We start from the raw sequence: 26,872 nt of genomic DNA on the forward strand, positions 1-26,872 counted from the left end.
TCCCAAGGGGCCGTGCCCATGCCAGCAACGACCGGTACCACCACCTCAGTGATCGTCGCGGGCGCCCGGACGCCCATGGGCCGCCTCCTCGGCTCCCTCAAGAGCTTCTCCGGCGCCGACCTCGGCGGCTTCGCCATCAAGGCCGCCCTGGACCGGGCGGGCATCGGCGGTGACCAGGTCCAGTACGTGATCATGGGTCAGGTGCTCACGGCCGGCGCGGGCCAGATGCCCGCCCGGCAGGCCGCGGTCAAGGCCGGCATCCCGATGAACGTCCCCGCGCTCACCGTCAACAAGGTGTGCCTGTCCGGGCTCGACGCCATCGCGCTGGCCGACCAGCTCATCCGCGCCGGGGAGTTCGACGTGGTGGTCGCGGGCGGTCAGGAGTCCATGACCAACGCCCCGCACCTGCTCCCCAAGTCCCGCGAGGGCCACAAGTACGGCGCGATCGGGATGCTGGACTCGATGGCGCACGACGGTCTCACCGACGCGTACGAGAACATCCCGATGGGAGAGTCCACCGAGAAGCACAACGGCCGCCTCGGTCTCGACCGCGCCGCCCAGGACGAGGTCGGCGCGCAGTCCCACCAGCGGGCCGCCGCCGCCCGGAAGAACGGTCTCTTCGAGGCCGAGATCACCCCGGTCGAGATCCCGCAGCGCAAGGGCGACCCGGTCCTGTTCTCGCAGGACGAGGGCATCCGCGCCGAGACGACCGTGGAGACGCTCGGCAAGCTGCGCCCCGCCTTCGCCAAGGACGGGACGATCACCGCCGGCACCTCCTCGCAGATCTCCGACGGTGCCGCCGCGGTCGTCGTGATGAGCAAGGCGAAGGCGGAGGAGCTGGGCCTCGACTGGATCGCCGAGATCGGGGCCCACGGAAACGTCGCGGGCCCCGACAACTCCCTCCAGTCGCAGCCCTCGAACGCCATCCGGCACGCCCTGAAGAAGGACGGCCTCGGCGTCGGGGACCTCGACCTGATCGAGATCAACGAGGCGTTCGCGGCCGTCGCCGTCCAGTCCATGAAGGACCTGGGCGTCACCTCGGACAAGGTCAACGTCAACGGCGGCGCCATCGCGCTCGGCCACCCCATCGGGATGTCCGGCGCCCGGATCGTCCTGCACCTGGCCCTGGAGCTGAAGCGGCGCGGCGGCGGCACCGGCGCGGCCGCGCTGTGCGGCGGCGGGGGTCAGGGCGACGCGCTGATCATCCGGGTCCCGGGCAAGTAGCAGCCGTACGGATTCCGGGCCCGTCCGGGTCCCGGGGCAGAGCGAGAGATACGGAGCGGTGAACGTGGACGTGGACGTGGACGTCCCCACGCTGGTCGAGCAGGCACGAGCAGGCAGGCCGCGTGCGGTGGCCCGGCTGATCTCGCTGGTGGAGGGGGCGTCCCCGCAGCTGCGGGAGGTGATGGCCGCGCTGGCGCCGCTGGCGGGCCACGCCTACGTCGTCGGGCTCACGGGCTCGCCGGGCGTCGGCAAGTCCACCTCCACCTCGGCCCTGGTCTCCGCCTACCGCCGGGCGGGCAAGCGGGTCGGCGTCCTCGCCGTCGACCCGTCCTCGCCGTTCTCCGGCGGGGCGCTGCTGGGCGACCGGATCCGGATGGCGGACCACGTCTCCGACCCGGGCGTCTACATCCGCTCGATGGCGACCCGGGGCCACCTGGGCGGCCTCGCCTGGTCCGCGCCGCAGGCCATCAGGGTGCTGGACGCGGCGGGCTGTGACGTGGTCCTCGTCGAGACGGTCGGCGTCGGCCAGTCCGAGGTGGAGATCGCCTCCCAGGCCGACACCTCCGTCGTGCTGCTCGCCCCGGGCATGGGCGACGGCATCCAGGCGGCCAAGGCCGGGATCCTGGAGATCGGCGACGTCTACGTGGTCAACAAGGCGGACCGGGACGGCGCGGACGCCACCGCCCGCGAGCTGAACCACATGCTGGGCCTGGGGGAGGCCCGGGGCCCCGGCGACTGGCGCCCCCCGATCGTGAAGACGGTCGCCGCCCGGGGCCAGGGCACGGACGAGGTCGTCGAGGCCCTGGAGAAGCACCGCGCGTGGATGGAGGAGCACGGCGTGCTGGCCGAGCGCCGCACCGCCCGCGCCGCGCACGAGGTCGAGACGATCGCCGTCACCGCGCTCCGCGAGAGGATCGCCGACCTGCGCGGCGACCGCCGGCTGCACGCCCTGGCCGAGCGCATCGTCGCGGGGACCCTGGACCCGTACGCGGCGGCCGACGAACTGGTGGCGGGGCTGACGCAGGGCTCCTGAACGAACGACACGACGAAGGCCCTCGGAGCGGCGTGCACCGCTGCGAGGGCCTTCTCCTGCTTCACGTGCGTCCGCCCGGGTTTACGTCAGCCGTCGTCGCCGTCCCGGTCATCCCGGTCGTCGCCGCGGTCGTCGTCCTTGTCGTCCGCGCGGTCGTCCCGGTCGTCGTCACCGTCGTCGTCGCGGTCCACGGTGACCTTGCCGGTCTTCGCGTCGACGCGCAGCTCGTGCTGCGTGCCGTCCTTGCCCGTGATGTCGATGTCCCAGCGCAGGACGCTGCCCCGGCTGTCGTCGTCATCGTCGTCGTCCAGGTCGATCGACGTGACGCTGCCCGGCGCGGTCCTCAGGGCCGCGTCCGCCGCCTGGTTCAGGGTGACGGCGGAGGAGCGGGGCGCGTGGCGGTCGCGGTCGTCGTTGTCGTCGTCGCGGGTCTTCAGGACCTTGCCGTTGCCGGCGTCCACCGTCACGTCGTGCCACTTCTTGTCGGAACCGCGGACGTCCAGCTCCCAGACCGCGCGGCCGTTGTCGTCGTCGTCATCGTCCAGCTCGGCCTCGGTGACCGTGCCCGGGACGCTCTTCAGGGCGGCGGCGACCGCCTGGTCGAGGGTGATCCGGGTGCTCTTCGCGGCGGCCGGGGCCCGGTCGTCGGAAGCGTCGTCCGCGCGGTCGTCGGAGGCGTTGTCGTCGGCGAGGCTCACGGCGCTCACGCCCCTGGCGGGCGTACGGTCGCCGTCACCGTCGTCCGCGAAGGCGACGGTGGCGGCGGTGGTGCCGCCGATGAGCACGGCCGCGGTGATCGCCGCGATGGTGACGTTGCGCTTCATGAGGGTTCCTCCCGGGAGCTGCTGCTGTTCGACGTGCCCCACACTGCCGGGACGTTGCTGAACGCAACCTGAAGCCACCTGAAGACGCCTTCAGGTGGAGTTTGCGAGGCTGTGCGCATGCGCCTGTTGATCGTGGAGGACGAGAAGCGCCTCGCGGTGTCCCTGGCGAGGGGACTGACCGCCGAGGGTTTCGCCGTGGATGTCGTGCACGACGGTCTCGAAGGGCTGCACCGGGCGAGCGAGGGCGTCTACGACCTGGTGATCCTCGACATCATGCTGCCCGGCATGAACGGCTACCGCGTCTGCTCGAACCTGCGCGCCGCCGGCCACGAGGTGCCGATCCTCATGCTGACCGCCAAGGACGGCGAGTACGACGAGGCCGAGGGGCTGGACACCGGCGCCGACGACTATCTGACCAAGCCCTTCAGCTACGTCGTCCTCGTCGCCCGGGTCCGCGCCCTGCTGCGCCGCCGGGGAGCCGGCACCGCCGCGCCCGTCCTGACCGTCGGGTCCCTGCGCATCGACACCGCCGCCCGCCGGGTGATCCGCGGCGAGGACGAGATCGCGCTCACCGCCAAGGAGTTCGCGGTGCTGGAACAGCTCGCCCTGCGCGCGGGCCAGGTCGTCAGCAAGGCGGAGATCCTGGAGCACGTCTGGGACTTCGCCTACGACGGCGATCCGAACATCGTCGAGGTCTACGTCTCCACCCTGCGCCGCAAGCTCGGCGCGAGTGCCATCCGTACCGTGCGCGGCGCGGGCTACCGGCTGGAGGCGAAGTGAGGTCCGTACGGGCCAGGGCCGCCATCGGGGCCACCCTGGTCGTCGCCGTCGCCCTGGTGGCGGCCGGTCTCGCCGTGCTCCTGGTCCTGCGGGCCAACCTGATCGACCAGGCGGACCTCCAGGCCGAGGTGGCGGCCCGCGAGGTGGCCGGACAGCTGGCCACGGACACCCCGTACGACGAACTGGAACTGGACGACGAGGAGGACCACCCGGTCCAGGTGACCGACGAGGAGGGCCGGGTCGTCCTCGTCTCCAAGGACCTGCGGGCCGTCACCGGCACCGGCACGAGCGGCGTCACCCCGGTGCCGTCGGCCTCGGCGGGGGCCTCCCCGTCGCCCGGCGAAGATGACGGGGACGGGGACGACGACAGCGCCGATGACGACAGCGCCGACGACGGCAGCTCCGACGACGATGACGGCGGCCGCCCCGGCCGCGGTCAGGTCTCCTCCGACGACCCGGACTTCTCCGACGGCACCGCCACCGTCGACCGCACCACCGCCGACTACCGCTTCGCCGCCGTCGAGGCGACCACCCCTCGTGGCGTCACCCTGACCGTGCACGCGGGCGCACCGCTCGCCGCCGAGCAGGAGGCGGTGGACACGGTGCGCGGGGCGATGCTCACCGGGCTGCCGCTGCTCCTGGTGGTCGTCGCCGGGGTGACCTGGCTGGTGACCCGCCGGGCCCTGCGGCCGGTCGAGGGCATCCGCCGCGAGATGGCGGCGATCACCGCGTCCGAGGACCTGGCCCGCCGGGTCCCGGAGCCCGGTTCGCGGGACGAGGTCGCGGCGCTGGCCCGGACGACGAACGAGACGCTCACCGTCCTGGAGGCGTCCGTGGAACGCCAGCGCCGGTTCGTCGCGGACGCCTCGCACGAGCTGCGTTCCCCGATCGCCTCGCTGCGCACCCAGCTGGAGGTGGCCGAGGCCCATCCGGAGCTGCTGGACCTCCCGGGCGCGGTCGCCGACACCGTACGGCTCCAGGTGCTGGCGGCGGATCTGCTGCTGCTGGCCCGCCTGGACGCGGGGGAGAAGCCCGGGAGCGCGACGGTGGAGCTGGGCGCGCTGGTCCGGGAGGAGGTGTCGCAGCGGACCGGGGACCGGATCGCGGTGGGCGTCGAGGCGCCGGAGGGCGGTGCGTTCGAGGTGAGCGGGTCGCGCGGGCAGCTGTCCCGGGTGATCGGCAATCTGCTGGACAACGCCCAGCGGCACGCCGAGGGGAGCGTCGCGGTGTCGGTGGCGGCCGACGGGCGCGGCGTACGGGTGGAGGTCAGGGACGACGGGGCGGGCGTTCCCGAGGACGAGCGGGAGCGGATCTTCGAACGGTTCGTCCGGCTCGACGACGCCCGCAGCCGGGACGACGGCGGCGCGGGACTCGGGCTGGCCATCGCCCGGGACGTCGCCTCGCGCCACGGCGGGACGCTGACTGTGCACGCGGCGGCCGAGGGCGGTGCGGCCTTCCGGCTGTGGCTGCCCCGCCCCGCCTGACGGCCCCGGGCCCTACAGCTTGCCGCGCTTGCCGCGCAGGTGTTCCGCGATCGGGGTCAGCGCGGCGTGCAGGTCGGCCAGCGCCTCGGGGGACAGCAGGTCCATGAAGTGCTGCCGCACCGAGGCGACGTGGTGCGGGGCGACCTTGCGCATGGTCTCCGCGCCGTGCTCGGTGAGGACCGCGAACAGTCCACGCCGGTCCGATTCGCAGTGGGTGCGGCGGACCAGCCCGGCGGTCTCCATCCGGGTGATCTGGTGCGAGAGCCGGCTCTTGGACTGGAGGGTGGCGGCGGCGAGGTCGCTCATCCGCATGCGCTGGTCGTCCGATTCGGAGAGGTTGACCAGGATCTCGTAGTCGTTCATGGTCAGGCCGAACGGCTGGAGGTCTTTCTCCAGTTGGTGCATCAGCAGCCTGCTGACGTCCAGGTGGGTGCGCCAGGCGCACTGCTCCGCTTCGCTCAGCCAGCGGGTGGCCGTCTCGGTCTCCATATATGGATTCTACCTAAGAAGTTGAAAGCCGGACGAAATTGGGGTGTGTGACGACCGGCACCCCCGGCCCGCGGGAGCGCCGAAAGGCCCGTCGGCAAGCACCGACGGCTGGGCGCAGGCGTTCGACGTCACACTCCGCAGACTACCGCTCACAACCCGAAGCGACGCTGGAGGTCCCCCAGCTGGCCGGGCATGCGCGGAGCGGATCCGGGTCGACCCCCGCCACCCGGAACGCCCGGCTCGTTCGGCACCACGCCCGCCGCCTGCTCCGCCATCAGCGTCTCGCTCGACTGGAGCAGCACCGTGCCCGCCCCGACGAACTCGAACTGGTGCTCCTCGCCCGACGTCCCACCGATCCCCGTGAGTGACCGGATACCGCCCATCACGCCCGTCATGTAGCCGTGGTCGTAGTGGTGGCACGGGGAGGGGCAGTCGGCCCAGCCCACCAGCGCCTGCGGGTCCACCCGCAGCGGCGGCTCCATGAACACCACCGGGCCGTTCGACGCGGCGACGAACTTCCCCGTGCCGATCAGCGTCACGAACCCCGGCACGATCGACTGCTTCAGCGCCATCGTCGGCTGGTACGCCAGCAGGTTCCCGGAGCGGATGGTGAGGTTCCCGTCCTCCAGGTCGAAGGAGTTCACGTCGAACGCCCGGTCCGCCAGCAGCATCTTCCCGCTGCCCTCGGCCACCACCCAGTCGCCCGCGTGCAGCGGCGAATGGAAACTGGAGCGCACCAGCCGCTCGAACCGGCCGTGCCCGATGCCGTCGAACTGGATCTGCCCGTAGTAGGCGATCATCTTGCCCTTCTGCAGGAACCACCGGCTCCCCTTGAGCTCCACGCAGAAGGTGTAGGAGTTGACGTTGTCGTCCGACGGCAGCGTCATCGGGTCGAGGACCACGGGCGTGCTCACAGCTTCTCCTCCGACGCCTGGACGTACACCGCACCACTGCCGCTCAGCTCCAGCTGGAACGCCTCGCCGGAGCCCCGCCCCACCATGTCCCGCCAGCCGACCGCCGTGGACAGCTTGTTCCGGACCTCGCCGTGGTGGGCGACGTAGGCCTGCGGGTCGACGTGGACGTCCCGGCCCGGCGTGATCGGCAGTTCGATCACCCCGCCGTGCGCCATCACCGCGACCGCGCCGTGCCCCTTGAGCGTGGTGGTGAACAGGCCCTGGCCGGTCACCTGGCCGCGCACCATGCCCATCACCCCGCCCTGCGAGCCCATGAACATCGTGCCCTGCTGGAGCGTCCCGTCGAACGCGAGCAGCCGGTCGGCCTCCACGTACAGGGTGTCGCCCGCCAGCTCGATCACCTGGATGTGGTGGCCGCCGTGGCCGAACATCACCGTGCCCGAGCCCTCGACCGTCATCAGGGGCGTCGACTCGCCCGCCACCCGGCGGCCGATCATCGACGCGACACCGCCCTGCCCGCCCTGGATGTTCGGGGTGAAGGACACCTCGCCCCGGTACGCCAGCATCGCGCCGCGCTGGCTGAACAGCTGCTGGCCCGGGGCCAGGGTGGCCTCGACCATCTTGGAGTTGATCTCCCGGAACGGCATCAGACATCGCCCCCGACGGTGTTGCGCTCGCTCGGCTGCACATAGACCAGGCCTTCGCCCTCGAAGCGGATCTGGAACGCCTCGCCGGAGCCCTCGCCCATCAGCGTCCGGAAGTTCACCCCCGCCTGGAAGCTCTGCTGGAGCCGGCCCTGGTGGGCGATGTACGCGCCGGGGTCGACCATCAGCGGATACTGCGGGGACACCCGCAGCAGGACCGCCGTGCCGTCCGACGTGATCGCCGCCTGTCCGGTGCCCTCCACCGTGGTGGTGAACAGGCCGTTGCCGCTCGCCCCGCCGCGCAGCCCGGTGAACGTCGTGCCCGTGCGCAGCCCGGCGTCGGTGGCCAGCAGATTGCTCGCCTCCACGTACAGGGTGTCGCCGCCCAGCGAGACCAGGTTGATCTCGCTCGCCCGGTCGGCGAAGTAACAGGTGCCCTGCCCGGACACCTCCATCACCGTCATCTGCTCGCCGGTCAGCCGGCGGGTCACCATGCCCCGGAGCCCCTCACCGCCGCCGGACATCTTCTTGAAGGACATCCGGCCGTCGTACGCGACCATCGAGCCGTTCTTCGCCTTGACGGCATCGCCCGTCAGGTCGACGGCGAGCGTCTTGCTGCCTTGGAGTCGGAACATCGCCACGCGACGACGGTAGCCGTCCCCGCCGCACCCCGGCCAGAGACTCCGGAACCGTTACGTCCCTGATGCGCACGCGGACCGGCCCTGATATGCGGCGATACGCGCACCGGCGGACGGGGCGGCCCCCGCCGCCGGGGGCGCGCCGGTGCGATGCCACAATGGGGGCGGCTTGTGCGTGTCTTCACAAGCTCACGCGACCCTCCCACTCGAAGGTGCCCTCGTGGACATCAAGACCGCTTCCGCCCTGCACCGGCTGCGCCTCATCTCGCTCCCCGAGGCGCTCTCCTTCCCGGCGCTGCTCATCTTCGGCTCGCTCCTCATGCGCGTCTCGGACATCGACTTCCTGATGCCGCCGCTGGGCGCGCTGCACGGCCTCCTCTTCACGATCTACGTGGTGTTCCTGCTGGACGTCTGGGTCAAGGCCAAGTGGCCGCTCAAGCGCGTCGCGCTGTTCTTCGTCCTCGCGGTCATCCCCTTCGGCGGGCTCTACGGCGACAAGCTCCTCAAGAAGTACGAGGCCGACGGCGTCATCGCCGCCCGCGCCCGCCGCGAGGGCACGGTCAGCGCATGATCGTCGCGTTCTCCGTCTCCCCGCTCGGTGTCGGCGAGGACGTCGGGGAGTACGTCGCCGACGCCGTCCGGGTCGTGCGTGAATCCGGTCTCCCCAACCGCACCGACGCCATGTTCACCTCCATCGAGGGGGAGTGGGACGAGGTCATGGACGTCGTCAAGCGCGCCGTGGCCGCCGTCGAGGCCCGCGCCGGCCGCGTCTCCCTGGTACTTAAGGCCGACATCCGACCCGGCGTCACCGACGGCCTGACCTCCAAGGTCGCGACCGTGGAGCGTCACCTCTCGTCCTGACGCGCCGTCCGCGCGGGACGTCCCGCCTCCATCCGCGTTCACCCGAAAAGCCCCCAGTGCCACACGGCCGGGGGCTTTTCCGGTTCCGGACCAAAAACCGCTCACTCGGACCCGCCAAGTCGACACACCGTTAGCCGTCCCCTTCTGTGGGGATATCAACCCGTTCGACAGTGGGAGGCACGGTGCGGTCGGAGGGCTACGACTACGACACCTACAGCCGGCTCGCGGGTCCGCTCACGGAGCCGGAACCGACGGGGTACCGGGTGCGGTACAAGAGCCTGCTCTCGACGGAGAAGCACCGAATAAGAGCCGTCCTGCTGATGACCCTCGCCCCGGTGCTCACGGGCGTCCTGCTCCTGTACCTGGTCTGGCCCACGCACTGGACCGAGCGGGAGAACGGGGAGCGCTGGCTGGTCGTCGCCGACACCGTGATGCTGGTGTCGATCGCGCTGATCGAGCTGTTCATGCTGGTCAACGTGGTCTCCATCGCACACGCCACGCTCGTCGCGCGGGACCCGGTCCCGGTGACGCCCGAGCCCGGCACCAGGGTCGCGTTCCTGACCACGTACGTCCCCGGCAAGGAACCGCTCTCCATGGTCCGCGCCACCCTCAAGGGCGCCGTACGCCTGAAGCACCCCGGCCCGCTGGACGTCTGGCTGCTCGACGAGGGCGACGACCCCGGCGCCCGGATGCTCTGCGCCGAACTGGGCGTCCACCACTTCACCCGGCGCGGGGTCCCCGAGTGGAACCGGGACAAGGGCGTCCACAAGGCGAAGACGAAGCACGGCAACTACAACGCCTGGATCGCCCTGCACGGCGGCGACTACGACTTCTTCGCCTCCGTCGACACCGACCACGTGCCGATGCCCAACTTCCTGGAACGGATGATGGGCTACTTCCGCGACCCGGACGTCGCCTTCGTCGTCGGACCGCAGGTCTACGGTAACTACGACTCGGCCGTCACCAAGGCCGCCGAGTCGCAGCAGTTCCTCTTCCACGCCCTGATCCAGCGCGCGGGCAACCGCTACGGCGCCCCGATGTTCGTCGGCACCAACAACGTCGTGCGCATCGCCGCGCTGCGGCAGGTCGGCGGCCTGTACGACTCGATCACCGAGGACATGGCCACCGGCTTCGAGATCCACCGCCGCCGCAACCCGCGCACCGGGCGCTACTGGCGTTCGGTCTACACGCCCGACGTGCTGGCCGTGGGCGAGGGGCCCGCCTCCTGGACGGACTTCTTCACCCAGCAGCTGCGCTGGTCCCGGGGAACGTACGAGACGCTGTTCAAGCAGTACGGCAAGGCGCTGTTCCGGGTGCCCCCCGGCCGCCTCCTCAGCTACACGCTGATGCTCGTCTACTACCCGATGACCGCGGTCAACTGGCTGCTCGGCGTGGGCAGCTGCGTGCTGTTCCTCTGGTTCGGGGCGTCCGGCACCCAGGTCGCCGCCTCCATCTGGCTGATGCTCTACAGCGACGCCGCCGCCCTCCAGATCGGGCTCTACCTCTGGAACCGCCGGCACAACGTCTCCCCGCACGAGCCCGAGGGCTCCGGCGGTCTCGCCGGCATGGCCATGTCCGCGCTCTCCGCGCCGATCTACCTGAAGTCGCTGGGCTCGGCCGTGCTGCGCACCGACGGCCGGTTCGTCGTCACGCCCAAGGGCGGCCAGGCCTCCCCGGACCGGCTGCTCACCTTCCGTATCCACCTCTTCTGGGCGGCGGTCCTGCTCTCCTCGCTCGCCGCGTCGGTGTACCTGGACCACACCCATGTGGCGATGCGGACCTGGGCGACGCTGGGGCTCGCGATAGCGCTCTCCCCGGTCGCCGTCTGGGCCTGGACCGTCCGGGAGGACAGGCGCGCCGAGACGGCGCGCGCCGTCCCCGTCTTGGCACCCCCGCCGCCCGAACCGGTCTACGTCACCACCACGGCCGGCCCCGCCCCGTCGGCGACCACCGCGGCGAGCGCCGGCACCACCGCCACCACCACCGCAGGAGGGAACTGACCCATGGCCTACCGGCCCTCGAAGCAGATGAGGAAGACGCTCCTGGGAGGCGGCGCGGTGCTGCTGCTCGCCGGGCTGAACGCTCCCGCGGCCCTGTCCTTCGCCGAGGACAGGTACCACGCGTACAAGATCGACCAGCCGGAGTACAAGGCGGAGTACGGCTCCTGGGAGCAGGTGAACATCCCGAAGGAGTACCGGACCAACGCGATCCACGCGGCGCTTCTGCACACCGGGAAGGTGCTGATCGTCGCGGGCTCCGGCAACGACGAGGCGCACTTCGACGCGGGCACCTTCGACACGGTGCTGTGGGATCCGGCCGAGAACACCTTCCAGAAGATCCCCACCCCCGAGGACTTCTTCTGCGGCGGCCACGCACAGCTCCCCGACGGCCGCCTCCTGATCGCGGGCGGCACCGCCCGCTACGAGGTGCTCGACGACAAGGTGAAACGGGCCGGCGGCGGCATGCGGGTCAAGAACGAGAACCCGGACAAGCCGCTGAAGCTCAAGAAGGGCACGGTCTTCCGCTCGCCCTCCGGCGTCGAGTACGTGGCCAAGTTCGACGTCACCGTCCCCAAGGCCAAGCGCGAGTTCGAGGTCGACTACTTCGAGAGCGGCCAGATGAAGCCGTGGAAGACGAAGGTGACCGCCTCCGAGCAGCGGGTCTTCGTCGAGGCGGTGGACGAGGGACCCGAGGCGGTGGCGGCGGACGCCGCCCAGTACGAGATCGTCGGGCTGAAGGGCAAGGCCGCCGACAACTCCTACGGCCTCGCCGAGAAGATCACCATGGACAAGCAGGACTTCCAGGGGATCCGCGCCGCCTACGAGTTCGACCCCACGGCGGAGAAGTACATCCAGGTCGACCCGATGAAGGAGGCCCGCTGGTATCCGACGCTCGTCGGCCTTGAGGACGGCCGGGTGCTCTCCGTCTCCGGCCTCGACGACGTCGGCGCGATCCTCCCGGGCGACAACGAGATCTACGACCCGAAGACGAAGAAGTGGTCCGAGGGCCCCTTCCAGTACTTCCCGACCTACCCGGCGCTCTTCCTGACCAAGGGCGGCAAGCTCTTCTACCCGGGCGCCAACGCCGGTTACGGGCCGGCGGACAAGGGGCGCGAGCCCGGGATCTGGGACATCAAGAAGAACACCTTCACCAAGGTGCCCGGACTGACCGACACCGACCAGCTGGAGACGGCCGCCTCGCTGCTGCTGCCGCCCGTGCAGGACCAGAAGGTGATGGTCCTCGGCGGCGGCGGGGTCGGCGAGTCGAAGAAGTCCACCGCACGCACGGCGGTCATCGACCTCAAGCAGGACAACCCGGCCTTCGAGCCCGGCCCCGACCTGCCGCAGGGCACGCGCTATCTGAACAGCGTGATCATGCCCGACGACACCGTCTTCACCAGCGGCGGATCCGAGGACTACCGGGGCCGTGGGAACAGCAACATCCTGAAGGCGCAGTCCTACGACCCGAAGACCAACACCTTCAAGGAGGCGGCCGAGCCGACGGTGGGGCGCAACTACCACTCCGAGGCGCTGCTGCTGCCCGACGGCCGGGTGGCGACCTTCGGTTCCGACTCGCTCTACGGCGACAAGGACAACACCAAGCTCGGCAAGTTCGAGCAGCGCATGGAGGTCTACACCCCGCCCGCCCTGCACCGGGGCGGGGACGAGCGCCCGGTGATCGGCAACGGCCCCGAGAACGCCGAGCGCGGCACGACGGTCACGTACGAGAGCGCCGACGCCGACCGGATCGCCACCGCCCGGCTGATGCGGCCGAGCGCCGTCACCCACACCACCGACGTGGAGCAGCGCTCCATCGAACTGGGCCTGAAGAAGGGCGACGGCAAGGTGAGCGTGACCGTGCCGGACGACCCCACGCTGGTGCCGCCCGGCTGGTACATGCTCTTCGTCACCGACACCGACGGCGTTCCCTCCGAGGCCAAGTGGGTCAAGGTCGCCTGAGCAGGCATAGCGGGAGACACCCGCGCGCGTCAGTACGGTCGGGGAGGGCAGGGGCCCGCCCAGGAGGAGAAGGTGACCGTGGACGCGGCAGGCCAGGAGAGCTTCGTCGATTTCGTGAGCAACCGTTCCGCGGCGTTGCTGAAGACGGCCGTGGTGCTCAGCGGCGGAGACCGCCACGCGGGCGAGGACCTGTTGCAGAACGCGCTGATCAAGGCCGCCGGGCGATGGGGGCGGATCGAGGAACCCGAGGCGTACGTACGCCGGATCCTCTACCGGCAGCAGGTCAGCCGCTGGCGGCTGAAGGGGCGCAGACGGGAGGTGACCGTCGCCGAGCCGCCCGACCGCGGCAGCGGCACGGACGGCTCGGGCGCCGCCGATCTGCGTCTCGTGATGCGTGAGGCGCTGTCCCGGCTCACCGCTCGGCAGCGCACCGTCCTCGTGCTGCGCTTCTTCGAGGACCTGCCCGAGGCCGATGTCGCCCGCCTCCTCGGCTGTTCCGTCGGCACCGTGCGGTCCACCACCCACCGGTCCCTGGCCAGACTGCGTGCCCACGCGCCCGAACTCACGGCGCTCGGCGGGTTCGGCGTGGAGCAGCCGCCGTCCCGCAATCTCGCTTCCGTGGAGGTACGACCGTGAACGTCGAGGAACTCGTCCGTGACGCTCTGCGCGAGCAGGCGGCCGGCGTCCCGGCCCCGCGTCCCGGCCTCGCCGGCCGGATTCTCGCCGAGCGACGCCGGCGCCGGGCCCGTACCCTCGCCGCTGCCGCCGGGACCACGGTCCTGGTCGTCGTCGCGGCCGTGGGCGTACCCACGCTGCTCGGCTCCGGCGACCCGGACACCGGCAGGGGGCGCGGGATCCACGTGGTCGGCGGCGAAGTCTCCGACCACGGTGTCCAGCGCCAGGTCGACCAGTCCCCGCCGCGTGACAGGATCGCCGTCGGTGATCAGGTCCTCGCCGCGTACTTCACCTCCGAGAAGGTCCGGCAGCCCAACCGCGACGAGGTCGTCGAGCGGACCTACTCGGTGCTGAACCAGGAGACCGGCCGCTACGAGGTGGACGAGCGCTGGTCCTTCCTCGCCGTCGCCCCCGGTATGCGGACCGCCGCCGTCCTGGAACGCGAACTGCCTGCCCCCCGCGTCGGGCTGCTCGACCTCCGTACCGGGAAGGTGACCCGCTGGATTCCGCTGGCCCAGGGTGTGGGCGGCCTCTTCTTCTCGCCCGACGGCAGCAAGCTGGTGGCCACCACGTACGACAAGAACCCGGACCGCGCCTACTGGTCCCACAAGGTTCAGGTGAACGACGGCTACGAGCCGTGGCGGGTGCCCTGCCGCACCGGATTCGCCGTCGTCGACGTGGCGACGGGCGCATCCAGCTGGCATGCGCTGCCCGCGTTCTCCGGTGGGGGAGGGAACTACGGCTCCGGCGAGAACCTGCGCTTCAACACCGACGGCACCCTGCTGTACGAGCCCATCAACATGGCCCCCGGCGTCGTCTACCGCGACTTCGACGGCAAGGCGGTGACCGTACCGGCCGAGGAGGCCCACGTGGACCTCATGTCCGCGCCCGCGGGCCTCTCCCCGGACGGCGAACTCGTCGCCGGTTCCTTCGCGGGCGGTGTGAAGACCACCGCCACCCAGGTCCTCGACCCCCGGACGGGCAAGCGCGTCGCCAAGCTGCGCGGTCAGGAACTCCTCGCCTGGGTCGACAACACGCGGTTGATCGCCTGGGACATCGCACCGGGCGGCGGGGAGTACGAGAACCGGTTGGTGCTGGTCGGCATCGGCAGCAAGGAGACGATCTCCCTCAGTGGCGCCCGCACGCCCAGGGACCACTCGGCGAAGCGCTGGGAGCCGATCTTCGCCCGGGGCTGAGGGCGCGCGCCGCGACCGGCTCAGGACGCGGCGCGCCTCGCCAGGCCGAGCGCGTACTCCGGCCACCAGTCGCCGGCCGGCGGGCCGCCCCGGCAGGTGCCGTCGGAGTCGCCCGGCCGCTTGATCCACAGATAGGCGTCGAGCCGGTCGTCGCCGGTGTCGGTGGTCGGCGGCGTGCCGAGCCCCCGGCCCGGCGGATTGCACCAGGCCTCCTCACGGCCCCCGGACAGGGGGCCGTTGCCGTTGCGGCTGGTGTCGATCACGAAGTGCGAGCCACCCACGGCGTCGGAGAGCCGCTTCGCGTACGCCTTCACGCTCTCGTTCGACTGGAAGTTGGAGACGTTCAGGGAGAAGCCGTCGGCCCGGTCGATGCCGGCCTGCCGCAGTGGCTGCGCCATCTTGGACGGCTCGTCGATCCAGTCCGGGTTGCCCGCGTCCAGGTAGACCTGGGTCTTCGGCAGGGCCTTGAGCGTGTCCACCGCCTCGGAGAGGAGCTGGTAGCGCTCGGCGTGGTGCTCGGGCGGGGTGCAGCCGTCCGTGATGTGGGGGAGGGCGTCGGGCTCCAGGATCACGGTCGCCGGAGCGTTGCCGATGGCGTCGGCGAACTCGCCGATCCAGGAACGGTAGGCGTCCGCGTCCTTGGCGCCGCCCGCGGAGTAGAGCCCGCAGTCGCGGTGCGGGATGTTGTACGCCACCAGCAGGATGGTCTTCTTCGTGCGGGCGGCGGACTTCGCGGCGGCCCGGATGCCGGGGGCCGGGTCGTCCCACGCGGGCCAGTCGGCCACCGGCCGGCCGGAGATCCGCCGCAGGATCTTCGCCTCCGCCTCGCGCCCCTCCTTCTCCCAGGCGCGCACCTGGCGGGCCGCGTCGCTGTTCGGGTCGACCCAGTACGGGGAGGCCGCGCTCGGGGCGGGCTCCCCCCGGACGAGCTCTTCCGCCGCGTCGGCGGTTTTGGTTACGCGCGGTTCCGGTGTCGAGCAGCCCGCGGTGAGAACGGCCGCCAGGGTGAGGGCGGCCAGGACGGGGACGGTACGGGGGAGAGCGCGGGGGACGATTCTGCGGCCGGACATCCAGACCCCTCGGACGGTGATGACTCACGGACACGGAACACAGGGAGCGTGGGCCATCGTGACACATTCGTTACGGAGAGTGTCAGCGTGACACCCTCCGTGACCCGTACGCCGCCAGGTCCTGTCGCCGAACTCCCGTCGTCGCCCGTAGGGCGGCCCTGCGGGGTCAGGCGGGAGTTCGACGACAGGGCCTGGGCCCGGCCCGGCGCGCGTCACTCCGAGGCGGCCAGCGCGATCCCCAGCGGAGTGCGCTCGTACAGCACCTGGTGTCCGTAGCGCCGCGAGGCCAGCAGCCCCGCCCCGCGCAGCACGGAGAGATGGGCCGACACGGACGAGGGGGCGATGCCCAGCCGGTGCGCCAGCGCGCTCGTCCCGGCCGGTTCGTCCAGCGCGCACAGCACATCGGCCCGGACCCGGCCGAGCAGCCGGGCGAGCGTCTCCGGGGTCCGGTCGCCGGACTCGCTCCACAGCCCGCCGATGCCGCGCGCCGGGTAGATCAGCCCCGGCCGCCACGGCTCCTCGTGGCCGCCCACGACCTCCGGCCAGACGAAGACGCTCGGCATCAGGACCAGCCCCTGCCCGCCCAGCACCCGCTCGTGGTCGCCCCGGGTCCCGGCCACGGTGAGCGTCGAGCCGTTCCAGCTGAGCCGGGGACTCACCTCGCCCAGCAGCTGCTCGAGGCCGCTCTCCGCGAGCCGCCGGGAGTGGTAGGCGATGTCGGCCTCCAGCAACGCCCGCAGCCGGGGCCAGTACGGCTCGATCAGCGCCTGCCAGGCCCGCTCCAGCAGGTCGGCGAGCTCGCGCACGGCCCGCGCCGGATCGGCCAGCAGCCGCCGGCCCGTCGCCGACGCGGCCCCGCCGGGCCGGTCCGCCAGGGCCAGCGCCATGTCGGCCCGCGCCACCTCCGGATCGACCGCCCGGACGGCCGCGATCTCCTCCTCGAACGTCGCGAGCGGCCCGATCGGCGGCGGGCAGATGAAGTCCGGGTTGTGGCCGACGGCCGGCATCAGCAGCCACAGCGGCTCCAGGTCCAGCGCCCCGGACGCCTCCCGGATCCGGCGGAGCCACGGCAGGTGGTAGCCGTGGCGGCCGGTGCGGTGCAGGGTGCGCACCGCCTCCTGGGTCTCGAACAGCGGTGACAGCGCGAACCGGCAGCGCAGCAGATCGCTCTCGCCGAAGTGCAGCTGGAACGGCATGCCTCCCCCTCGCGTCGGCCCGGACTTTCGGCTCCAGCCGAAAGTCTAGGACCGGCCGCGTTCGGGCCGCAGGCTCGCCCCATGCCGACCGACAGCCCCGCCCCGGCGGACACACCCCGCACCCCGCCCGCCCCGGCGGCACCGGTCCCGGCTCCGCCCCCGGAGCGTGCCGCCCGCCCTGACCCGGGCTCCGGGCCCACGCTCCGGGAGCCCACCGCCGGCCCGGGCGCCCCGGCTCCCTGGGCACCCGGCCCCGTGGCCCCGGCGTCCTGCGCTCCCGGTCCCGAGGTTTCGGCGTCCTGCGCTTCCGGTTCGGGCGCTCCGGCTCCTTGCGCTTCCGGTTCGGGCGCTCCGGCTCCTTGCGCTTCCGGTTCGGGCGCTCCGGCTCCTTGCGCTCCCGGTCCCGGCGCCCCGGCGTCCTGTGCTCCCGGTTCGGGCGCCCCGGCCTCTTGCGCTTCCGGCCCCGCCGCCCCGGCGTCCGCCGCCCCGCGCGGCTACCGGGCCGTCTTCGCCGTCACCGAGTTCCGGGCCGTCTTCGCCGCGCACCTGCTCTCGCTGCTCGGCGTCGTCGTCAGTGAGCTGGCGCTCACCGTGCTCGTCTACGACCTCACCGGCTCCCCGCTGCTCAGCGCGCTGACGTTCGCGCTGGGGCTGCTGCCGTACATGATCGGAGGGACGCTGTTCGCGGGGGTCGCCGACCGCTACCCGGCCCGCCGCGTCCTCGTCGTCTGCGACCTGCTCTGCGCGGCCTGCGTCGCCGTGATGCTGGTGCCCGCCACCCCGGTCGCCGGACTCCTCGCCCTGCGCTGCCTGGTCGCCGCCGTCGCACCCGTCTTCACCGGTACCCGGATGGCGGCCCTCACCGACATCCTCGGCGAGGGCGACCTCTACGTACTGGGCCGTTCGCTGCTGCGGATCGTCTCCCAGAGCGCGATGCTCATCGGGTTCGGCGCCGGTGGGGTGCTGCTCACCGTGCTGTCCCCGCGCGGCGCGATCACCGTCACCGTGGTGACCTTCCTGTGCTCGGCCGCCCTGCTCCGCTTCGGCACCCGTGACCGCCCCGCCCGCGCCTGTGCCGGTGGCGGCGGCGGAACGCTGCTCAAGGAGTCGCTCTCCGGGGCCCGCCTGGTGCTGGGCGACCGCCGCGTCCGGGCGCTGATGCTGCTGTTCTGGCTGCCCCCGATGTTCGTGGTGGCCCCGGAGGCGCTCGCCGCCCCGTACGCCGACGCGATCGGGGCCCCGCCCGCCGCGCTCGGGCTGCTGCTCTGCGCGATGGCCGTCGGGCACATCGGGGCCGAACTGTTCGTGGGCTCCGCGCTCAGCCCCCGTAACCGCTCCCGGATCGTCCTTCCGGTCGCCGCCGCCGGCCTGCTCCCGCTCCTCGTGTACGTGGTCCGCCCCGGGCTGCCGCTCGCCCTGGCGGTCCTCGCGCTGGCCGGCGCGGGCGCGGCCTATGCGATCGGGCTCGACCAGTGGTTCGTCGACGCCGTGCCCCAGGAGCTGCGGGGCCGGGCCATGACGCTGCTCACCGCCGGGCTGATGACGGTCCAGGGTCTTGGGATGGCGCTGGCGGGGCTCGCGGCCGAGTTCTTCCCCGTGCACCAGGTGGTCGCCGGATCCGGAATCATCGGTACCGTCCTTACGCTCCTGCTGGTCGCCGAGGTCCGCAGGACAGCCCCCGGACGAATGTCCGATACCGAAGGGCGAGACGGGGCTGACCGGCATGTGACCAATGGGTAAGGTCGATGCCGTGCCGAAGCCGCTCAGTCTTCCCTTCGATCCCATCGCCCGCGCCGACGAGCTCTGGCAGCAGCGCTGGGGACCCGTGCCCTCGATGGGGGCGATCACCTCGATCATGCGGGCCCAGCAGATCCTGCTCGCCGAGGTCGACGCCGTCGTCAAGCCGTACGGGCTGACCTTCGCCCGGTACGAGGCGCTGGTGCTGCTCGCCTTCTCCAAGGCCGGTGAGCTGCCGATGTCCAAGATCGGGGAGCGGCTGATGGTGCACCCCACCTCGGTCACCAACACCGTGGACCGGCTGGTCAGGTCCGGTCTCGTCGACAAGCGGCCGAACCCCAACGACGGCCGCGGGACGCTGGCGTCCATCACCGACAAGGGCCGCGACGTCGTCGAGGCGGCCACCCGGGACCTGGTCGCGATCGACTTCGGGCTCGGGGTGTACGACTCCGAGGAGTGCGCCGAGATCTTCGCCATGCTGCGTCCGCTGCGGGTGGCCGCCCAGGACTTCGAGGAGAAGTGAACGCGGGCCTCCGGTGAGGCCGGGGTCGGGGCCGGGGTCGCGCGAAGATCGCCCCGGTCCTCCCGTTACGCTCGTAGCCATGAAACAGAACGTGCTCACCCGCTATCGGGTGATGGCCTACGTCACCGCCATCTGGCTGCTCGTCTTCACCGTGGCGATCATCGCGAAGTACGGCTTCGAGACCGGCGACACCATGCTGATCTCGCAGATCCACGGCGTGCTGTTCATCGTCTACGTCGTCTTCGCGTTCGATCTCGGCTCCAAGGCGAAGTGGCCCTTCGGCAAGCTCCTGTGGGTGCTGGCCGCCGGCTGCATCCCCTTCGCCTCGTTCTTCGTCGAGCCGAAGGTCAGCCGCGAGGCCCGCGCCCTGGTCACCGACCCCGCACCGGTGACCGCCAAGGCCTGAGCTCCAGGGCTTCCAGGTTGCCCCGAACCGCCCCGCGCAAAGCGCCGGGCGGTTTGCCATCGACATTTACTAGGACGTCCTAGTAAATTCGAGGTATGGACGCTGACGCGATCGAGGAAGGCCGCCTCCGCTGGCAGGCCCGTTACGACAAGGCCCGCAAGCGTGACGCGGACTTCACCACGCTCTCCGGGTACCCGGTCGAGCCCGCGTACGGGCCACGCCCCGGCGACACGTACGAGGGATTCGAGCGGATCGGCTGGCCGGGGGAGTACCCCTTCACCCGCGGGCTGCACCCCACCGGTTACCGGGGCCGCACCTGGACGATCCGCCAGTTCGCCGGCTTCGGCAACGCCCAGCAGACCAACGAGCGCTACAAGATGATCCTCGCGGCGGGCGGCGGCGGCCTCAGCGTCGCCTTCGACATGCCGACGCTGATGGGCCGGGACTCCGACGACCCGCGCTCGCTCGGCGAGGTCGGCCACTGCGGGGTCGCCATCGACTCCGCCGCCGACATGGAGGTCCTCTTCGGAGACATCCCCCTCGGCGACGTCACCACCTCGATGACGATCAGCGGCCCGGCCGTGCCCGTCTTCTGTATGTACCTGGTCGCCGCCGAGCGCCAGGGCGTCGATCCGGGCGTGCTCAACGGCACCCTCCAGACCGACATCTTCAAGGAGTACATCGCGCAGAAGGAGTGGCTCTTCCAGCCCGAGCCCCACCTCCGCCTCATCGGCGACCTGATGGAGCACTGCGCCCGCGACATCCCCGCCTACAAGCCGCTCTCCGTCTCCGGCTACCACATCCGCGAGGCCGGCGCGACGGCCGCGCAGGAGCTGGCGTACACCCTCGCGGACGGCTTCGGCTACGTGGAGCTGGGCCTCTCGCGCGGCCTGGACGTCGACGCCTTCGCCTCCGGGCTCTCCTTCTTCTTCGACGCGCACCTGGACTTCTTCGAGGAGATCGCCAAGTTCCGCGCCGCCCGCCGCATCTGGGCCCGCTGGATGAAGGAGACGTACGGCGCCAGGAGCGACAAGGCGCAGTGGCTCCGCTTCCACACCCAGACCGCCGGCGTCTCGCTCACCGCGCAGCAGCCGTACAACAACGTGGTGCGCACCGCCGTCGAGGCGCTCTCCGCCGTGCTCGGCGGCACCAACTCGCTGCACACCAACGCCCTCGACGAGACCCTCGCACTCCCCTCCGAGCAGGCCGCCGAGATCGCCCTGCGCACCCAGCAGGTGCTGATGGAGGAGACCGGCGTCGCCAATGTGGCCGACCCGCTGGGCGGTTCCTGGTACGTCGAGCAGCTCACCGACCGGATCGAGGCCGAGGCCGAGAAGATCTTCGACCAGATCAAGGAGCGCGGCACCCGGGCCCACCCCGACGGGCAGCACCCCATCGGGCCGATGACCTCCGGCATCCTGCGCGGCATCGAGGACGGCTGGTTCACCGGCGAGATCGCCGAGTCCGCGTTCCAGTACCAGCGGGCCCTGGAGAAGGGCGACAAGCGGGTCGTCGGCGTCAACGTCCACCACGGCTCGGTCACCGGCGACCTGGAGATCCTCCGGGTCAGCCACGAGGTCGAGCGCGACCAGGTCAGCCAGCTCGCGGACCGCAAGGCCGCCCGCGACGACGCCAAGGTGACCGCCGCCCTCGACGCGATGCTCGCCTCCGCCCGCGACGGCTCGAACATGATCGCGCCGATGCTGGACGCGGTGCGGGCCGAGGCCACGCTCGGCGAGATCTGCGGGGTGCTGCGCGAGGAGTGGGGCACCTACACGGAGCCGCCGGGGTTCTGAAGCCCCTACACGGAGCCGCCGGGGTTCTGAAGCCCCGCTATCCGGCCTGCGCGCCCGCCAGCCCCAGCAGGAGCAGCGAGGTGAAGCCGCTCGCCCAGGCGGAGTCCACCGGCTCCGCACTCACCAGCGTGCGGTGTACCACGGCCCCGGCGATCACGTCGAAGATCAGGTCCGCGTTGCGGGCGGCGGTCGAGGAGTCGTCCTCGTACCGCAGCTCGCCGCGGGCCTGGGCGCGTTCCCGGCCCAGCAGCACCAGCCGCTTCTGCCGGTCCACGATGGCCGAGCGGATCCGGAGGCGCAGCGAGTCGTCGCGGGTGGCCTCGGCGACCACCGCCATCAGCGCCGTACGGGCCTCCGGCCGCTCCAGCAGGGCGGCGAACTGGAGCACGACGCCCTGCACGTCGGCGGCCAGGCTGCCCCGGTCGGGCAGCTCCAGCTCGTCGAAGAGGACGGCGACCGCGTCCACGACCAGTTCGTTCTTGCCCGCCCAGCGCCGGTAGAGGGTCGTCTTGGCGACCCCGGCCCGGGTCGCCACATCGCTCATCGTCAGCTTCGACCAGCCGAGATCGACCAGGGACGCCCGCGTCGCTTCGAGGATCGCGGCATCGGCCGCGGTGCTCCGCGGACGTCCTGTTCGAGTGGTTCGGGGGTCGCTGTCGCTCATGATGCGGCGACCATACCGGCCGGTAGGGGAGATGGTTGTGCTCCGGTACCCGTGAGACAGATCACCGGGATCACCTGTCCGGGCGGGGTGATCGGCAGTTACGCTACGGGTCGTAGCGTAAGGAAGGCGGCCGGATCGCCCCCTGCGCCACGGAACGAACGAGCGACAGCCACCGGGGTCCCCACGGGGATCCCAGGCGCCGGGTGGGGACCCGGAGCCGCACGGACCGGCCGGATGGGGATCCGGCAGGTCCACCCGGGCCCTTCGGGGTCCGGTCAGTTCCAGCCAGGGTCTTTCAGGGGCCCGTCCGGTTCCTCCGGGCCCCACGGGCGCTCCGGGGAGCCGGGGCCGCCTCGGCCCGTCCGCCCCCCGCACACCGGTTGGGGGCGACCGGGCCGGTCCGGTTCTCGCACTCGCTTTCCGGAACGGTGTGCTCAGGGGGGAGGATGTACGCATGCAGCCTAGGAACATGTCCATGAGCGGCGTTGTCGACCTCGCCGCTGTCAAGGCGGCCGGTGAGGCCAAGGCCAAGGCGGAGCAGGCCCGCGCGGAGGCCGCCCGTACCGGGGGCTCCGGAGCCGTCGCGCCCACCGCCCTGGTGATCGACGTCGATGAAGCCGGATTCGACCGCGATGTCCTCCAGCGCTCCGCCGAAGTCCCCGTCGTCATCGACTTCTGGGCCGAGTGGTGCGAGCCGTGCAAGCAGCTGGGCCCCCTGCTGGAGCGCCTGGCCGTCGAGTACAACGGCCGCTTCCTGCTGGCCAAGGTCGATGTCGACGCGAACCAGATGCTGATGCAGCAGTTCGGCATCCAGGGCATCCCGGCGGTCTTCGCCGTCGTCGCCGGGCAGGCCCTCCCGCTCTTCCAGGGCGCGGCCCCCGAGGCCCAGATCCGCGAGACGCTGGACCAGCTGATCCAGGTCGGCGAGGAGCGTTTCGGGCTGACCGGGATCGCCGTCGACCCTCACGCCGCCCCGGCGGACGCCGTCCCGGCCGAGGTGCCGGCAGGCCCGTACGACGCCGTGCTGGAGGCCGCCGCGTCCGCTCTCGACGCCAATGACTTCGGTGGCGCGGTCCAGGCGTACAAGAACGTCCTCGCGGACGACCCGGGCAACCCGGAGGCCAAGCTGGGCCTGGCCCAGGCGGAGTTGCTCGGCCGCGTCCAGGGCCTGGACCCGCAGGCGGTCCGCAAGGAAGCCGCGGACAGTCCGGGCGATGTGAACGCGCAGCTGGCCGCCGCCGATCTCGACCTGGTCGGCGGGCACGTCGAGGACGCCTTCGGCCGGCTCGTCGAGGCGGTCCGCCGCACCGCGGGCGACGACCGCGACGCCGCCCGGCTGCGGTTGCTGGAGCTGTTCGAGGTGATCGGTCCGGAGGACCCCAGGGTCACCGCCGCGCGCACCGCGCTGGCCCGCGTCCTGTTCTGATCCGAACGAGAGGTCCCGGGCCCGCCGTCCGCTCCGGACGCGCCCGATTGTGCCGAAGTGACAAGACGGCCGCACTGCCTTCTGGGCGGCGCGGCCGTTTTGCCGTCCTGGCGCCAAGGAAGCGCCCGCGAAGCCCTCGCTTTACCAAATCTTGACAAAGATGCAAGCTGTTACTCGCAGTAAGGCGGGTCGGTTGTTCTGTCCCGTTTTCATGAAGTTTCCCGCCATTCGGATGTCCCTTTCGTGCCACCCTGTGTCGCCGTGTGATGCCGCCCTGTCGACCTGTGGTTATCGGGCCGTTACTAGTCAGTAACGATCCCCCTTGTGTCACGGCCGTGAATGGACCACGATCGGCCACGCTCGGTCCCATACCCTCAGCCCGGTCTCCAGCCGGTGCCCGAGGGGCTGTTGGGTCCCCACCGAGTGGTCGGCGGCAGTGACGCCGACCACGGACAGGGGGGTTCCCGCCCACAGGCGGGGCCTGTCCGACCGGCCGCGCGGACAGCGCGGCCAGTGGTTGTCGCTCGGGGGTGAACGCCGGTGGATCGGATGCGGGACACGTCTCCGAGTGCGGGCGCTCTCCTTCCCGAGGACGTAGCACTTCTCCCATCCCGGGACGGGCACGACGCCCGGACCGGAGATGTACGTCCGAGAAGAAGGAGCAAGTATGAGTTCCCAGGTTCGCGGTGGGACGAGATGGAAGCGGTTCGCTCTGGTCATGGTGCCGAGCGTCGCCGCGACGGCCGCGGTCGGCATAGGCCTGGCGCAGGGCGCGCTGGCCGCGTCGTTCAGCGTTTCCGGGCAGGAGTTCAAGGTCGAGGCCAAGCAGCTGGAGGGCTGGGACTTCGTCCAGTACGGCAGTGTGGCGTCGGGCAAGACGCTGGACGGCAAGCCGATGCACGCCCCGGTCGCGGTGTCGGGCTTCAGCAAGGCATACATCACCGACATGTGCCAGTCGGTGGTGACGCCGAACCTGCCGTTCGACCTCGGCAACGTCACCCTCAAGCTGACGGCAGGCACCGGCAAGGAGAAGGTCTTCGCCAAGGATCTCTACCTCGATGTGTCGGAGCTCGGTGCGGACGCCGAGTTCAGGAACATCGACATCGGTGTCGCGGCGGGGTCGCTGCCGAAGGCGGATGGCAAGCCCGGTATCCAGCCGGGGACCACGGCCAACGAGAACGGCTTCTCCCAGCGCGCGGACAAGGCTGTGCTGAAGGGCGTCAAGCAGAAGGCGTGGGCCACGACGGCGGGGACGTTCAAGCTTCCCGACCTGTCGCTGAAGCTCGTCTCCGGCGTCGATGAGTGCTACTAGCACTCGCTCGGGCGGCCGGTGCTTCAACGGCGTTCGGCCGCCCACCCTTTCTTCTTCTCCTCCAGCAGTACCGGTTCCAGGGAGCTGTTTTCCATGAGCCCCGAGTCCACAGGGCAGAACGAGCACTACATCCGCGCCTATCGGCGAGGCTTCCGCGCCTGGCGGGGTAACCGGCCGTTCTGGGCTGGCATGTTCACCATGGCCGGTGGCCTTCCCATCGCCTACTTCCCGTACGCCAATATGCACCTCGGCAACGTGACGCTGGCCATGTCCACCACGGCCGGCGCCGGGTCCCTGATCATCGGGGTCCTCCTGGTCACGCTCGGCCTGACGATGTGGTTCCACAGCATCGTCCGGGTCTTCGCCGGCGTCGCCTCCATCCTGCTGGCGCTGATCTCCATACCTGTCGCCAACATCGGCGGTTTCGTCATCGGATTCGTCCTCGCCCTCATCGGCGGAGCCCTGTCCATTTCCTGGGTCCCGGGCGAGACCAGGAGCGACGAAGAGCCGTTCGGCGAGCACGGATCCCGGCGCGCGCCGGCGAAGGACCTGCCGTACGAGGAGCGCTCCGAGGACGAGTCGCACGCCGCGACCTCGGCCGTGCCGCAGCAGCAGGGCGCCGGATACGACCTGGCAGCCGACGGCGACGCCGGGAGGAACCGTGCGGGGTGACGACGGACAGCGGATGAACGCCCACCCCGGCGACGACCTCCGCGAGCGCAAAGGCCCCCGTCACGCGGCCCCCAGGAAGTCGCTGCTGACCAAACTCCACCTGCCCAGCGGCAAGAAGGCCCTGGCGCTCGCCGCGATGCCGACGGCGGTCTTCGTGGGCATGGGGCTGACGCCCAAGCTGGCTCTGGCCGACGACCGTGCCGACATCCCGTTCGCGCCCGGACCGTGCGTCACCCGGTCCGACGAGCCGAGCGAGTCCGAGTCGCCGGAGGCCACCCCGTCCCCGTCGGCCACGGCGAAGGACGAGAAGGACAAGGGCGAGGGCGGCGGCACGGACGACGCCGCGACCCCGAAGCCCTCGGCGAGCGGCTCCGCCTCCGACACCGGCAAGGACGGCCCCGCGCCCGGCACGGACGCGGACAAGTCGGCGCGGTCCGCCGGGGAGACGCCCGCCGAGGCGCCCTCCGCGACCCCGACGCCCACGAAGTCGAAGAACCCGCTGGACCCGCTCGGGGTCGGCGACGCGCTCAAGGACCTCTTCGACGGGCCGGACGACAAGGCTGGGACCCAGGAGCCGGCGAGCCCGTCCCCGAGCCCCACGACCGAGGCCCCGAAGCCGTCGGACGAGCCGTCCGACGAGCCGACGGACCCGGCCGGGAGCGCGGCGGACAAGGCGAAGGAGACGTCCGACAAGACGGCCGACGCCATCCGCGAGGCGGCCGGGAAGGCGGGCAAGGACGTCGAGGAACTCGACGAGGACGTCAAGGGACTCGACCCCAGGAAGGACGAGGACATCCCGGACGGTGCCAAGCCCCGCTTCCCGTGCCCCGAGCCCGACCCGGACGCGCTCGCCGCCGCCGAACTGGAGCCCGGCATCCCGCTGCTGCCGTCCGACCCGTGGATCCTGGAGTCGACGCTGCTCACCCTCAACGGCCTGGACTACCACGGCATCGTCGAGGTGAAGAAGGGGGACGGCAGCATCAAGAAGGTGCTGAAGTTCACCGCCAGTTCCATCGACATCAAGGACCTGCACCAGCTGACCGTCGGCCCCGCGGGCACGACCGGCCATGTGAAGTCGCGGCCCGGATCCACGTCGACGATCCGCGACGGCGAGGTGACGATGTACACGGAGGAGCTGAAGGGCAACCTCTTCGGTCTCATCCCGATCACCTTCAGCCCCCAGACCCCGCCGCCACTGAACGTGCCCTACGCCTTCTTCACCAAGGTGAAGGTGGTCCAGGCCGGCCAGTTCGGCGGAACGCTCACCGTTCCCGGGCTGAAGAACTACCTCGACGGCGGCAACGGCTGACAGCCGCCCGACCCCGGTCCCGTCCGGGAGCCGCACAGGG

Annotated in this window: 26 protein-coding genes; 18 read left to right on the top strand and 8 right to left on the bottom strand. The window is 71.3% G+C overall.

Annotated elements, in window-relative coordinates; translation table 11 throughout:
* Positions 1 to 18 precede the first annotated feature (18 nt).
* Positions 19 to 1,224, top strand: a complete 1,206-nt coding sequence (locus tag ACH4KB_RS02260) for an acetyl-CoA C-acetyltransferase (RefSeq protein ID WP_398062724.1) — start codon at positions 19 to 21, stop codon at positions 1,222 to 1,224.
* 64 nt (positions 1,225 to 1,288) lie between these two features.
* The gene (meaB, locus tag ACH4KB_RS02265) at positions 1,289 to 2,257 is read left to right on the top strand and encodes a methylmalonyl Co-A mutase-associated GTPase MeaB (protein WP_398062726.1); all 969 of its coding nucleotides are present in this window, start codon (positions 1,289 to 1,291) and stop codon (positions 2,255 to 2,257) included.
* A gap of 86 nt (positions 2,258 to 2,343) precedes the next feature.
* Here the strand turns inward: meaB and ACH4KB_RS02270 are convergent, their stop codons facing one another.
* Positions 2,344 to 3,081, bottom strand: a complete 738-nt coding sequence (locus ACH4KB_RS02270) for a PepSY domain-containing protein (protein WP_398062728.1) — start codon at positions 3,079 to 3,081, stop codon at positions 2,344 to 2,346.
* A 117-nt stretch (positions 3,082 to 3,198) separates the two neighbouring features.
* Here ACH4KB_RS02270 and ACH4KB_RS02275 point away from each other — a divergent pair, with 117 nt between their 5' ends.
* Positions 3,199 to 3,861: a response regulator transcription factor gene (locus ACH4KB_RS02275; protein WP_398062730.1), complete on the top strand. Its 663-nt coding sequence runs from the start codon at positions 3,199 to 3,201 to the stop codon at positions 3,859 to 3,861.
* On the top strand, positions 3,858 to 5,345 hold the full coding sequence (locus tag ACH4KB_RS02280; RefSeq protein WP_398062732.1) for a sensor histidine kinase: 1,488 nt from the start codon (positions 3,858 to 3,860) through the stop codon (positions 5,343 to 5,345). Before ACH4KB_RS02275 ends, ACH4KB_RS02280 begins: the two co-directional genes overlap by 4 nt.
* Positions 5,346 to 5,357: 12 nt before the next feature.
* On the opposite strand, the gene ACH4KB_RS02285 is transcribed toward ACH4KB_RS02280, so the two are convergent.
* From ACH4KB_RS02285 to ACH4KB_RS02300, 4 genes are all read right to left on the bottom strand, one after another.
* Positions 5,358 to 5,834 carry a MarR family winged helix-turn-helix transcriptional regulator gene (locus ACH4KB_RS02285; protein ID WP_398062734.1) on the bottom strand — a complete coding sequence of 159 codons (477 nt, stop codon included), beginning with the start codon at positions 5,832 to 5,834 and terminating at the stop codon, positions 5,358 to 5,360.
* A 149-nt stretch (positions 5,835 to 5,983) separates the two neighbouring features.
* Positions 5,984 to 6,748 (bottom strand): AIM24 family protein, encoded by a 765-nt coding sequence (locus ACH4KB_RS02290; protein WP_398062736.1) that lies wholly within the window; start codon positions 6,746 to 6,748, stop codon positions 5,984 to 5,986.
* A complete protein-coding gene (locus ACH4KB_RS02295) occupies positions 6,745 to 7,395 on the bottom strand; it encodes an AIM24 family protein (protein WP_398062738.1) in 651 nt (216 codons plus the stop codon). Before ACH4KB_RS02295 ends, ACH4KB_RS02290 begins: the two co-directional genes overlap by 4 nt.
* On the bottom strand, positions 7,395 to 8,027 hold the full coding sequence (locus ACH4KB_RS02300) for an AIM24 family protein (RefSeq protein WP_398063328.1): 633 nt from the start codon (positions 8,025 to 8,027) through the stop codon (positions 7,395 to 7,397). The genes ACH4KB_RS02295 and ACH4KB_RS02300 overlap by 1 nt, the downstream gene beginning before the upstream one ends.
* Positions 8,028 to 8,250: 223 nt before the next feature.
* Here ACH4KB_RS02300 and ACH4KB_RS02305 point away from each other — a divergent pair, with 223 nt between their 5' ends.
* From ACH4KB_RS02305 to ACH4KB_RS02330, 6 genes are all read left to right on the top strand, one after another.
* Entirely contained in the window at positions 8,251 to 8,601 is a 351-nt protein-coding gene (locus ACH4KB_RS02305; RefSeq protein ID WP_003966215.1) for a DUF3817 domain-containing protein, read from the top strand.
* Positions 8,598 to 8,891 (top strand): MTH1187 family thiamine-binding protein, encoded by a 294-nt coding sequence (locus ACH4KB_RS02310; protein WP_265599293.1) that lies wholly within the window; start codon positions 8,598 to 8,600, stop codon positions 8,889 to 8,891. Before ACH4KB_RS02305 ends, ACH4KB_RS02310 begins: the two co-directional genes overlap by 4 nt.
* A gap of 182 nt (positions 8,892 to 9,073) precedes the next feature.
* Positions 9,074 to 10,891, top strand: coding sequence for a glycosyltransferase family 2 protein (locus tag ACH4KB_RS02315; RefSeq protein WP_398062741.1), 1,818 nt, complete (start codon positions 9,074 to 9,076; stop codon positions 10,889 to 10,891).
* A gap of 3 nt (positions 10,892 to 10,894) precedes the next feature.
* Complete coding sequence (locus tag ACH4KB_RS02320) at positions 10,895 to 12,850, top strand: galactose oxidase-like domain-containing protein (RefSeq protein ID WP_398062743.1); 1,956 nt, start codon at positions 10,895 to 10,897, stop codon at positions 12,848 to 12,850.
* A 78-nt stretch (positions 12,851 to 12,928) separates the two neighbouring features.
* On the top strand, positions 12,929 to 13,486 hold the full coding sequence (locus ACH4KB_RS02325; protein WP_398063330.1) for a SigE family RNA polymerase sigma factor: 558 nt from the start codon (positions 12,929 to 12,931) through the stop codon (positions 13,484 to 13,486).
* On the top strand, positions 13,483 to 14,721 hold the full coding sequence (locus ACH4KB_RS02330) for a hypothetical protein (protein WP_398062745.1): 1,239 nt from the start codon (positions 13,483 to 13,485) through the stop codon (positions 14,719 to 14,721). Before ACH4KB_RS02325 ends, ACH4KB_RS02330 begins: the two co-directional genes overlap by 4 nt.
* Before the next feature lie 20 nt (positions 14,722 to 14,741).
* On the opposite strand, the gene ACH4KB_RS02335 is transcribed toward ACH4KB_RS02330, so the two are convergent.
* Together ACH4KB_RS02335 and ACH4KB_RS02340 are read right to left on the bottom strand one after the other, a co-directional pair.
* Positions 14,742 to 15,791 (bottom strand): glycoside hydrolase family 6 protein, encoded by a 1,050-nt coding sequence (locus ACH4KB_RS02335; RefSeq protein ID WP_398062747.1) that lies wholly within the window; start codon positions 15,789 to 15,791, stop codon positions 14,742 to 14,744.
* Between the two features lie 212 nt (positions 15,792 to 16,003).
* Positions 16,004 to 16,987, bottom strand: a complete 984-nt coding sequence (locus ACH4KB_RS02340) for a DUF5937 family protein (protein WP_398062749.1) — start codon at positions 16,985 to 16,987, stop codon at positions 16,004 to 16,006.
* 81 nt (positions 16,988 to 17,068) lie between these two features.
* Between ACH4KB_RS02340 and ACH4KB_RS02345 the strand changes: the two genes are divergently transcribed.
* The 4 genes from ACH4KB_RS02345 (at position 17,069) to ACH4KB_RS02360 (ending at position 21,449) form a co-directional block, all read left to right on the top strand.
* Positions 17,069 to 18,727 carry an MFS transporter gene (locus tag ACH4KB_RS02345; RefSeq protein WP_398062750.1) on the top strand — a complete coding sequence of 553 codons (1,659 nt, stop codon included), beginning with the start codon at positions 17,069 to 17,071 and terminating at the stop codon, positions 18,725 to 18,727.
* Positions 18,728 to 18,737: 10 nt separating this feature from the next.
* On the top strand, positions 18,738 to 19,247 hold the full coding sequence (locus ACH4KB_RS02350; RefSeq protein ID WP_217226404.1) for a MarR family winged helix-turn-helix transcriptional regulator: 510 nt from the start codon (positions 18,738 to 18,740) through the stop codon (positions 19,245 to 19,247).
* 79 nt (positions 19,248 to 19,326) lie between these two features.
* Entirely contained in the window at positions 19,327 to 19,653 is a 327-nt protein-coding gene (locus ACH4KB_RS02355) for a DUF3817 domain-containing protein (RefSeq protein ID WP_026290710.1), read from the top strand.
* A gap of 95 nt (positions 19,654 to 19,748) precedes the next feature.
* Positions 19,749 to 21,449, top strand: coding sequence for a methylmalonyl-CoA mutase (locus ACH4KB_RS02360; protein ID WP_398062752.1), 1,701 nt, complete (start codon positions 19,749 to 19,751; stop codon positions 21,447 to 21,449).
* A 37-nt stretch (positions 21,450 to 21,486) separates the two neighbouring features.
* On the opposite strand, the gene ACH4KB_RS02365 is transcribed toward ACH4KB_RS02360, so the two are convergent.
* Positions 21,487 to 22,113, bottom strand: a complete 627-nt coding sequence (locus ACH4KB_RS02365) for a TetR/AcrR family transcriptional regulator (RefSeq protein WP_398062754.1) — start codon at positions 22,111 to 22,113, stop codon at positions 21,487 to 21,489.
* Positions 22,114 to 22,567: 454 nt separating this feature from the next.
* Between ACH4KB_RS02365 and ACH4KB_RS02370 the strand changes: the two genes are divergently transcribed.
* The 4 genes from ACH4KB_RS02370 (at position 22,568) to ACH4KB_RS02385 (ending at position 26,832) form a co-directional block, all read left to right on the top strand.
* A complete protein-coding gene (locus tag ACH4KB_RS02370) occupies positions 22,568 to 23,539 on the top strand; it encodes a tetratricopeptide repeat protein (RefSeq protein WP_398062756.1) in 972 nt (323 codons plus the stop codon).
* A gap of 667 nt (positions 23,540 to 24,206) precedes the next feature.
* Positions 24,207 to 24,851 (top strand): DUF6230 family protein, encoded by a 645-nt coding sequence (locus tag ACH4KB_RS02375; RefSeq protein WP_398062758.1) that lies wholly within the window; start codon positions 24,207 to 24,209, stop codon positions 24,849 to 24,851.
* A 93-nt stretch (positions 24,852 to 24,944) separates the two neighbouring features.
* Complete coding sequence (locus ACH4KB_RS02380) at positions 24,945 to 25,523, top strand: DUF6114 domain-containing protein (protein WP_398062760.1); 579 nt, start codon at positions 24,945 to 24,947, stop codon at positions 25,521 to 25,523.
* Positions 25,513 to 26,832 carry a hypothetical protein gene (locus ACH4KB_RS02385; RefSeq protein ID WP_398062762.1) on the top strand — a complete coding sequence of 440 codons (1,320 nt, stop codon included), beginning with the start codon at positions 25,513 to 25,515 and terminating at the stop codon, positions 26,830 to 26,832. Before ACH4KB_RS02380 ends, ACH4KB_RS02385 begins: the two co-directional genes overlap by 11 nt.
* Positions 26,833 to 26,872 lie beyond the last annotated feature (40 nt).

Origin of the sequence: Streptomyces sp. NPDC017520, from assembly GCF_044329855.1 — a bacterium.
Classification (GTDB): domain Bacteria; phylum Actinomycetota; class Actinomycetes; order Streptomycetales; family Streptomycetaceae; genus Streptomyces.

What these genes read in the sequence shown, in the direction of transcription:
- ACH4KB_RS02260 (WP_398062724.1), top strand. Translation starts at nt 19, where the DNA reads ATGCCAGCAACGACCGGTACCACCACCTCAGTGATCGTCGCGGGCGCC.
- ACH4KB_RS02270 (WP_398062728.1), bottom strand. Translation starts at nt 3,081, where the DNA reads ATGAAGCGCAACGTCACCATCGCGGCGATCACCGCGGCCGTGCTCATC.
- ACH4KB_RS02275 (WP_398062730.1), top strand. Translation starts at nt 3,199, where the DNA reads ATGCGCCTGTTGATCGTGGAGGACGAGAAGCGCCTCGCGGTGTCCCTG.
- ACH4KB_RS02285 (WP_398062734.1), bottom strand. Translation starts at nt 5,834, where the DNA reads ATGGAGACCGAGACGGCCACCCGCTGGCTGAGCGAAGCGGAGCAGTGC.
- ACH4KB_RS02295 (WP_398062738.1), bottom strand. Translation starts at nt 7,395, where the DNA reads ATGCCGTTCCGGGAGATCAACTCCAAGATGGTCGAGGCCACCCTGGCC.
- ACH4KB_RS02300 (WP_398063328.1), bottom strand. Translation starts at nt 8,027, where the DNA reads ATGTTCCGACTCCAAGGCAGCAAGACGCTCGCCGTCGACCTGACGGGC.
- ACH4KB_RS02310 (WP_265599293.1), top strand. Translation starts at nt 8,598, where the DNA reads ATGATCGTCGCGTTCTCCGTCTCCCCGCTCGGTGTCGGCGAGGACGTC.
- ACH4KB_RS02320 (WP_398062743.1), top strand. Translation starts at nt 10,895, where the DNA reads ATGGCCTACCGGCCCTCGAAGCAGATGAGGAAGACGCTCCTGGGAGGC.
- ACH4KB_RS02335 (WP_398062747.1), bottom strand. Translation starts at nt 15,791, where the DNA reads ATGTCCGGCCGCAGAATCGTCCCCCGCGCTCTCCCCCGTACCGTCCCC.
- ACH4KB_RS02340 (WP_398062749.1), bottom strand. Translation starts at nt 16,987, where the DNA reads ATGCCGTTCCAGCTGCACTTCGGCGAGAGCGATCTGCTGCGCTGCCGG.
- ACH4KB_RS02345 (WP_398062750.1), top strand. Translation starts at nt 17,069, where the DNA reads ATGCCGACCGACAGCCCCGCCCCGGCGGACACACCCCGCACCCCGCCC.
- ACH4KB_RS02355 (WP_026290710.1), top strand. Translation starts at nt 19,327, where the DNA reads ATGAAACAGAACGTGCTCACCCGCTATCGGGTGATGGCCTACGTCACC.
- ACH4KB_RS02360 (WP_398062752.1), top strand. Translation starts at nt 19,749, where the DNA reads ATGGACGCTGACGCGATCGAGGAAGGCCGCCTCCGCTGGCAGGCCCGT.
- ACH4KB_RS02365 (WP_398062754.1), bottom strand. Translation starts at nt 22,113, where the DNA reads ATGAGCGACAGCGACCCCCGAACCACTCGAACAGGACGTCCGCGGAGC.
- ACH4KB_RS02370 (WP_398062756.1), top strand. Translation starts at nt 22,568, where the DNA reads ATGCAGCCTAGGAACATGTCCATGAGCGGCGTTGTCGACCTCGCCGCT.
- ACH4KB_RS02375 (WP_398062758.1), top strand. Translation starts at nt 24,207, where the DNA reads ATGAGTTCCCAGGTTCGCGGTGGGACGAGATGGAAGCGGTTCGCTCTG.
- ACH4KB_RS02380 (WP_398062760.1), top strand. Translation starts at nt 24,945, where the DNA reads ATGAGCCCCGAGTCCACAGGGCAGAACGAGCACTACATCCGCGCCTAT.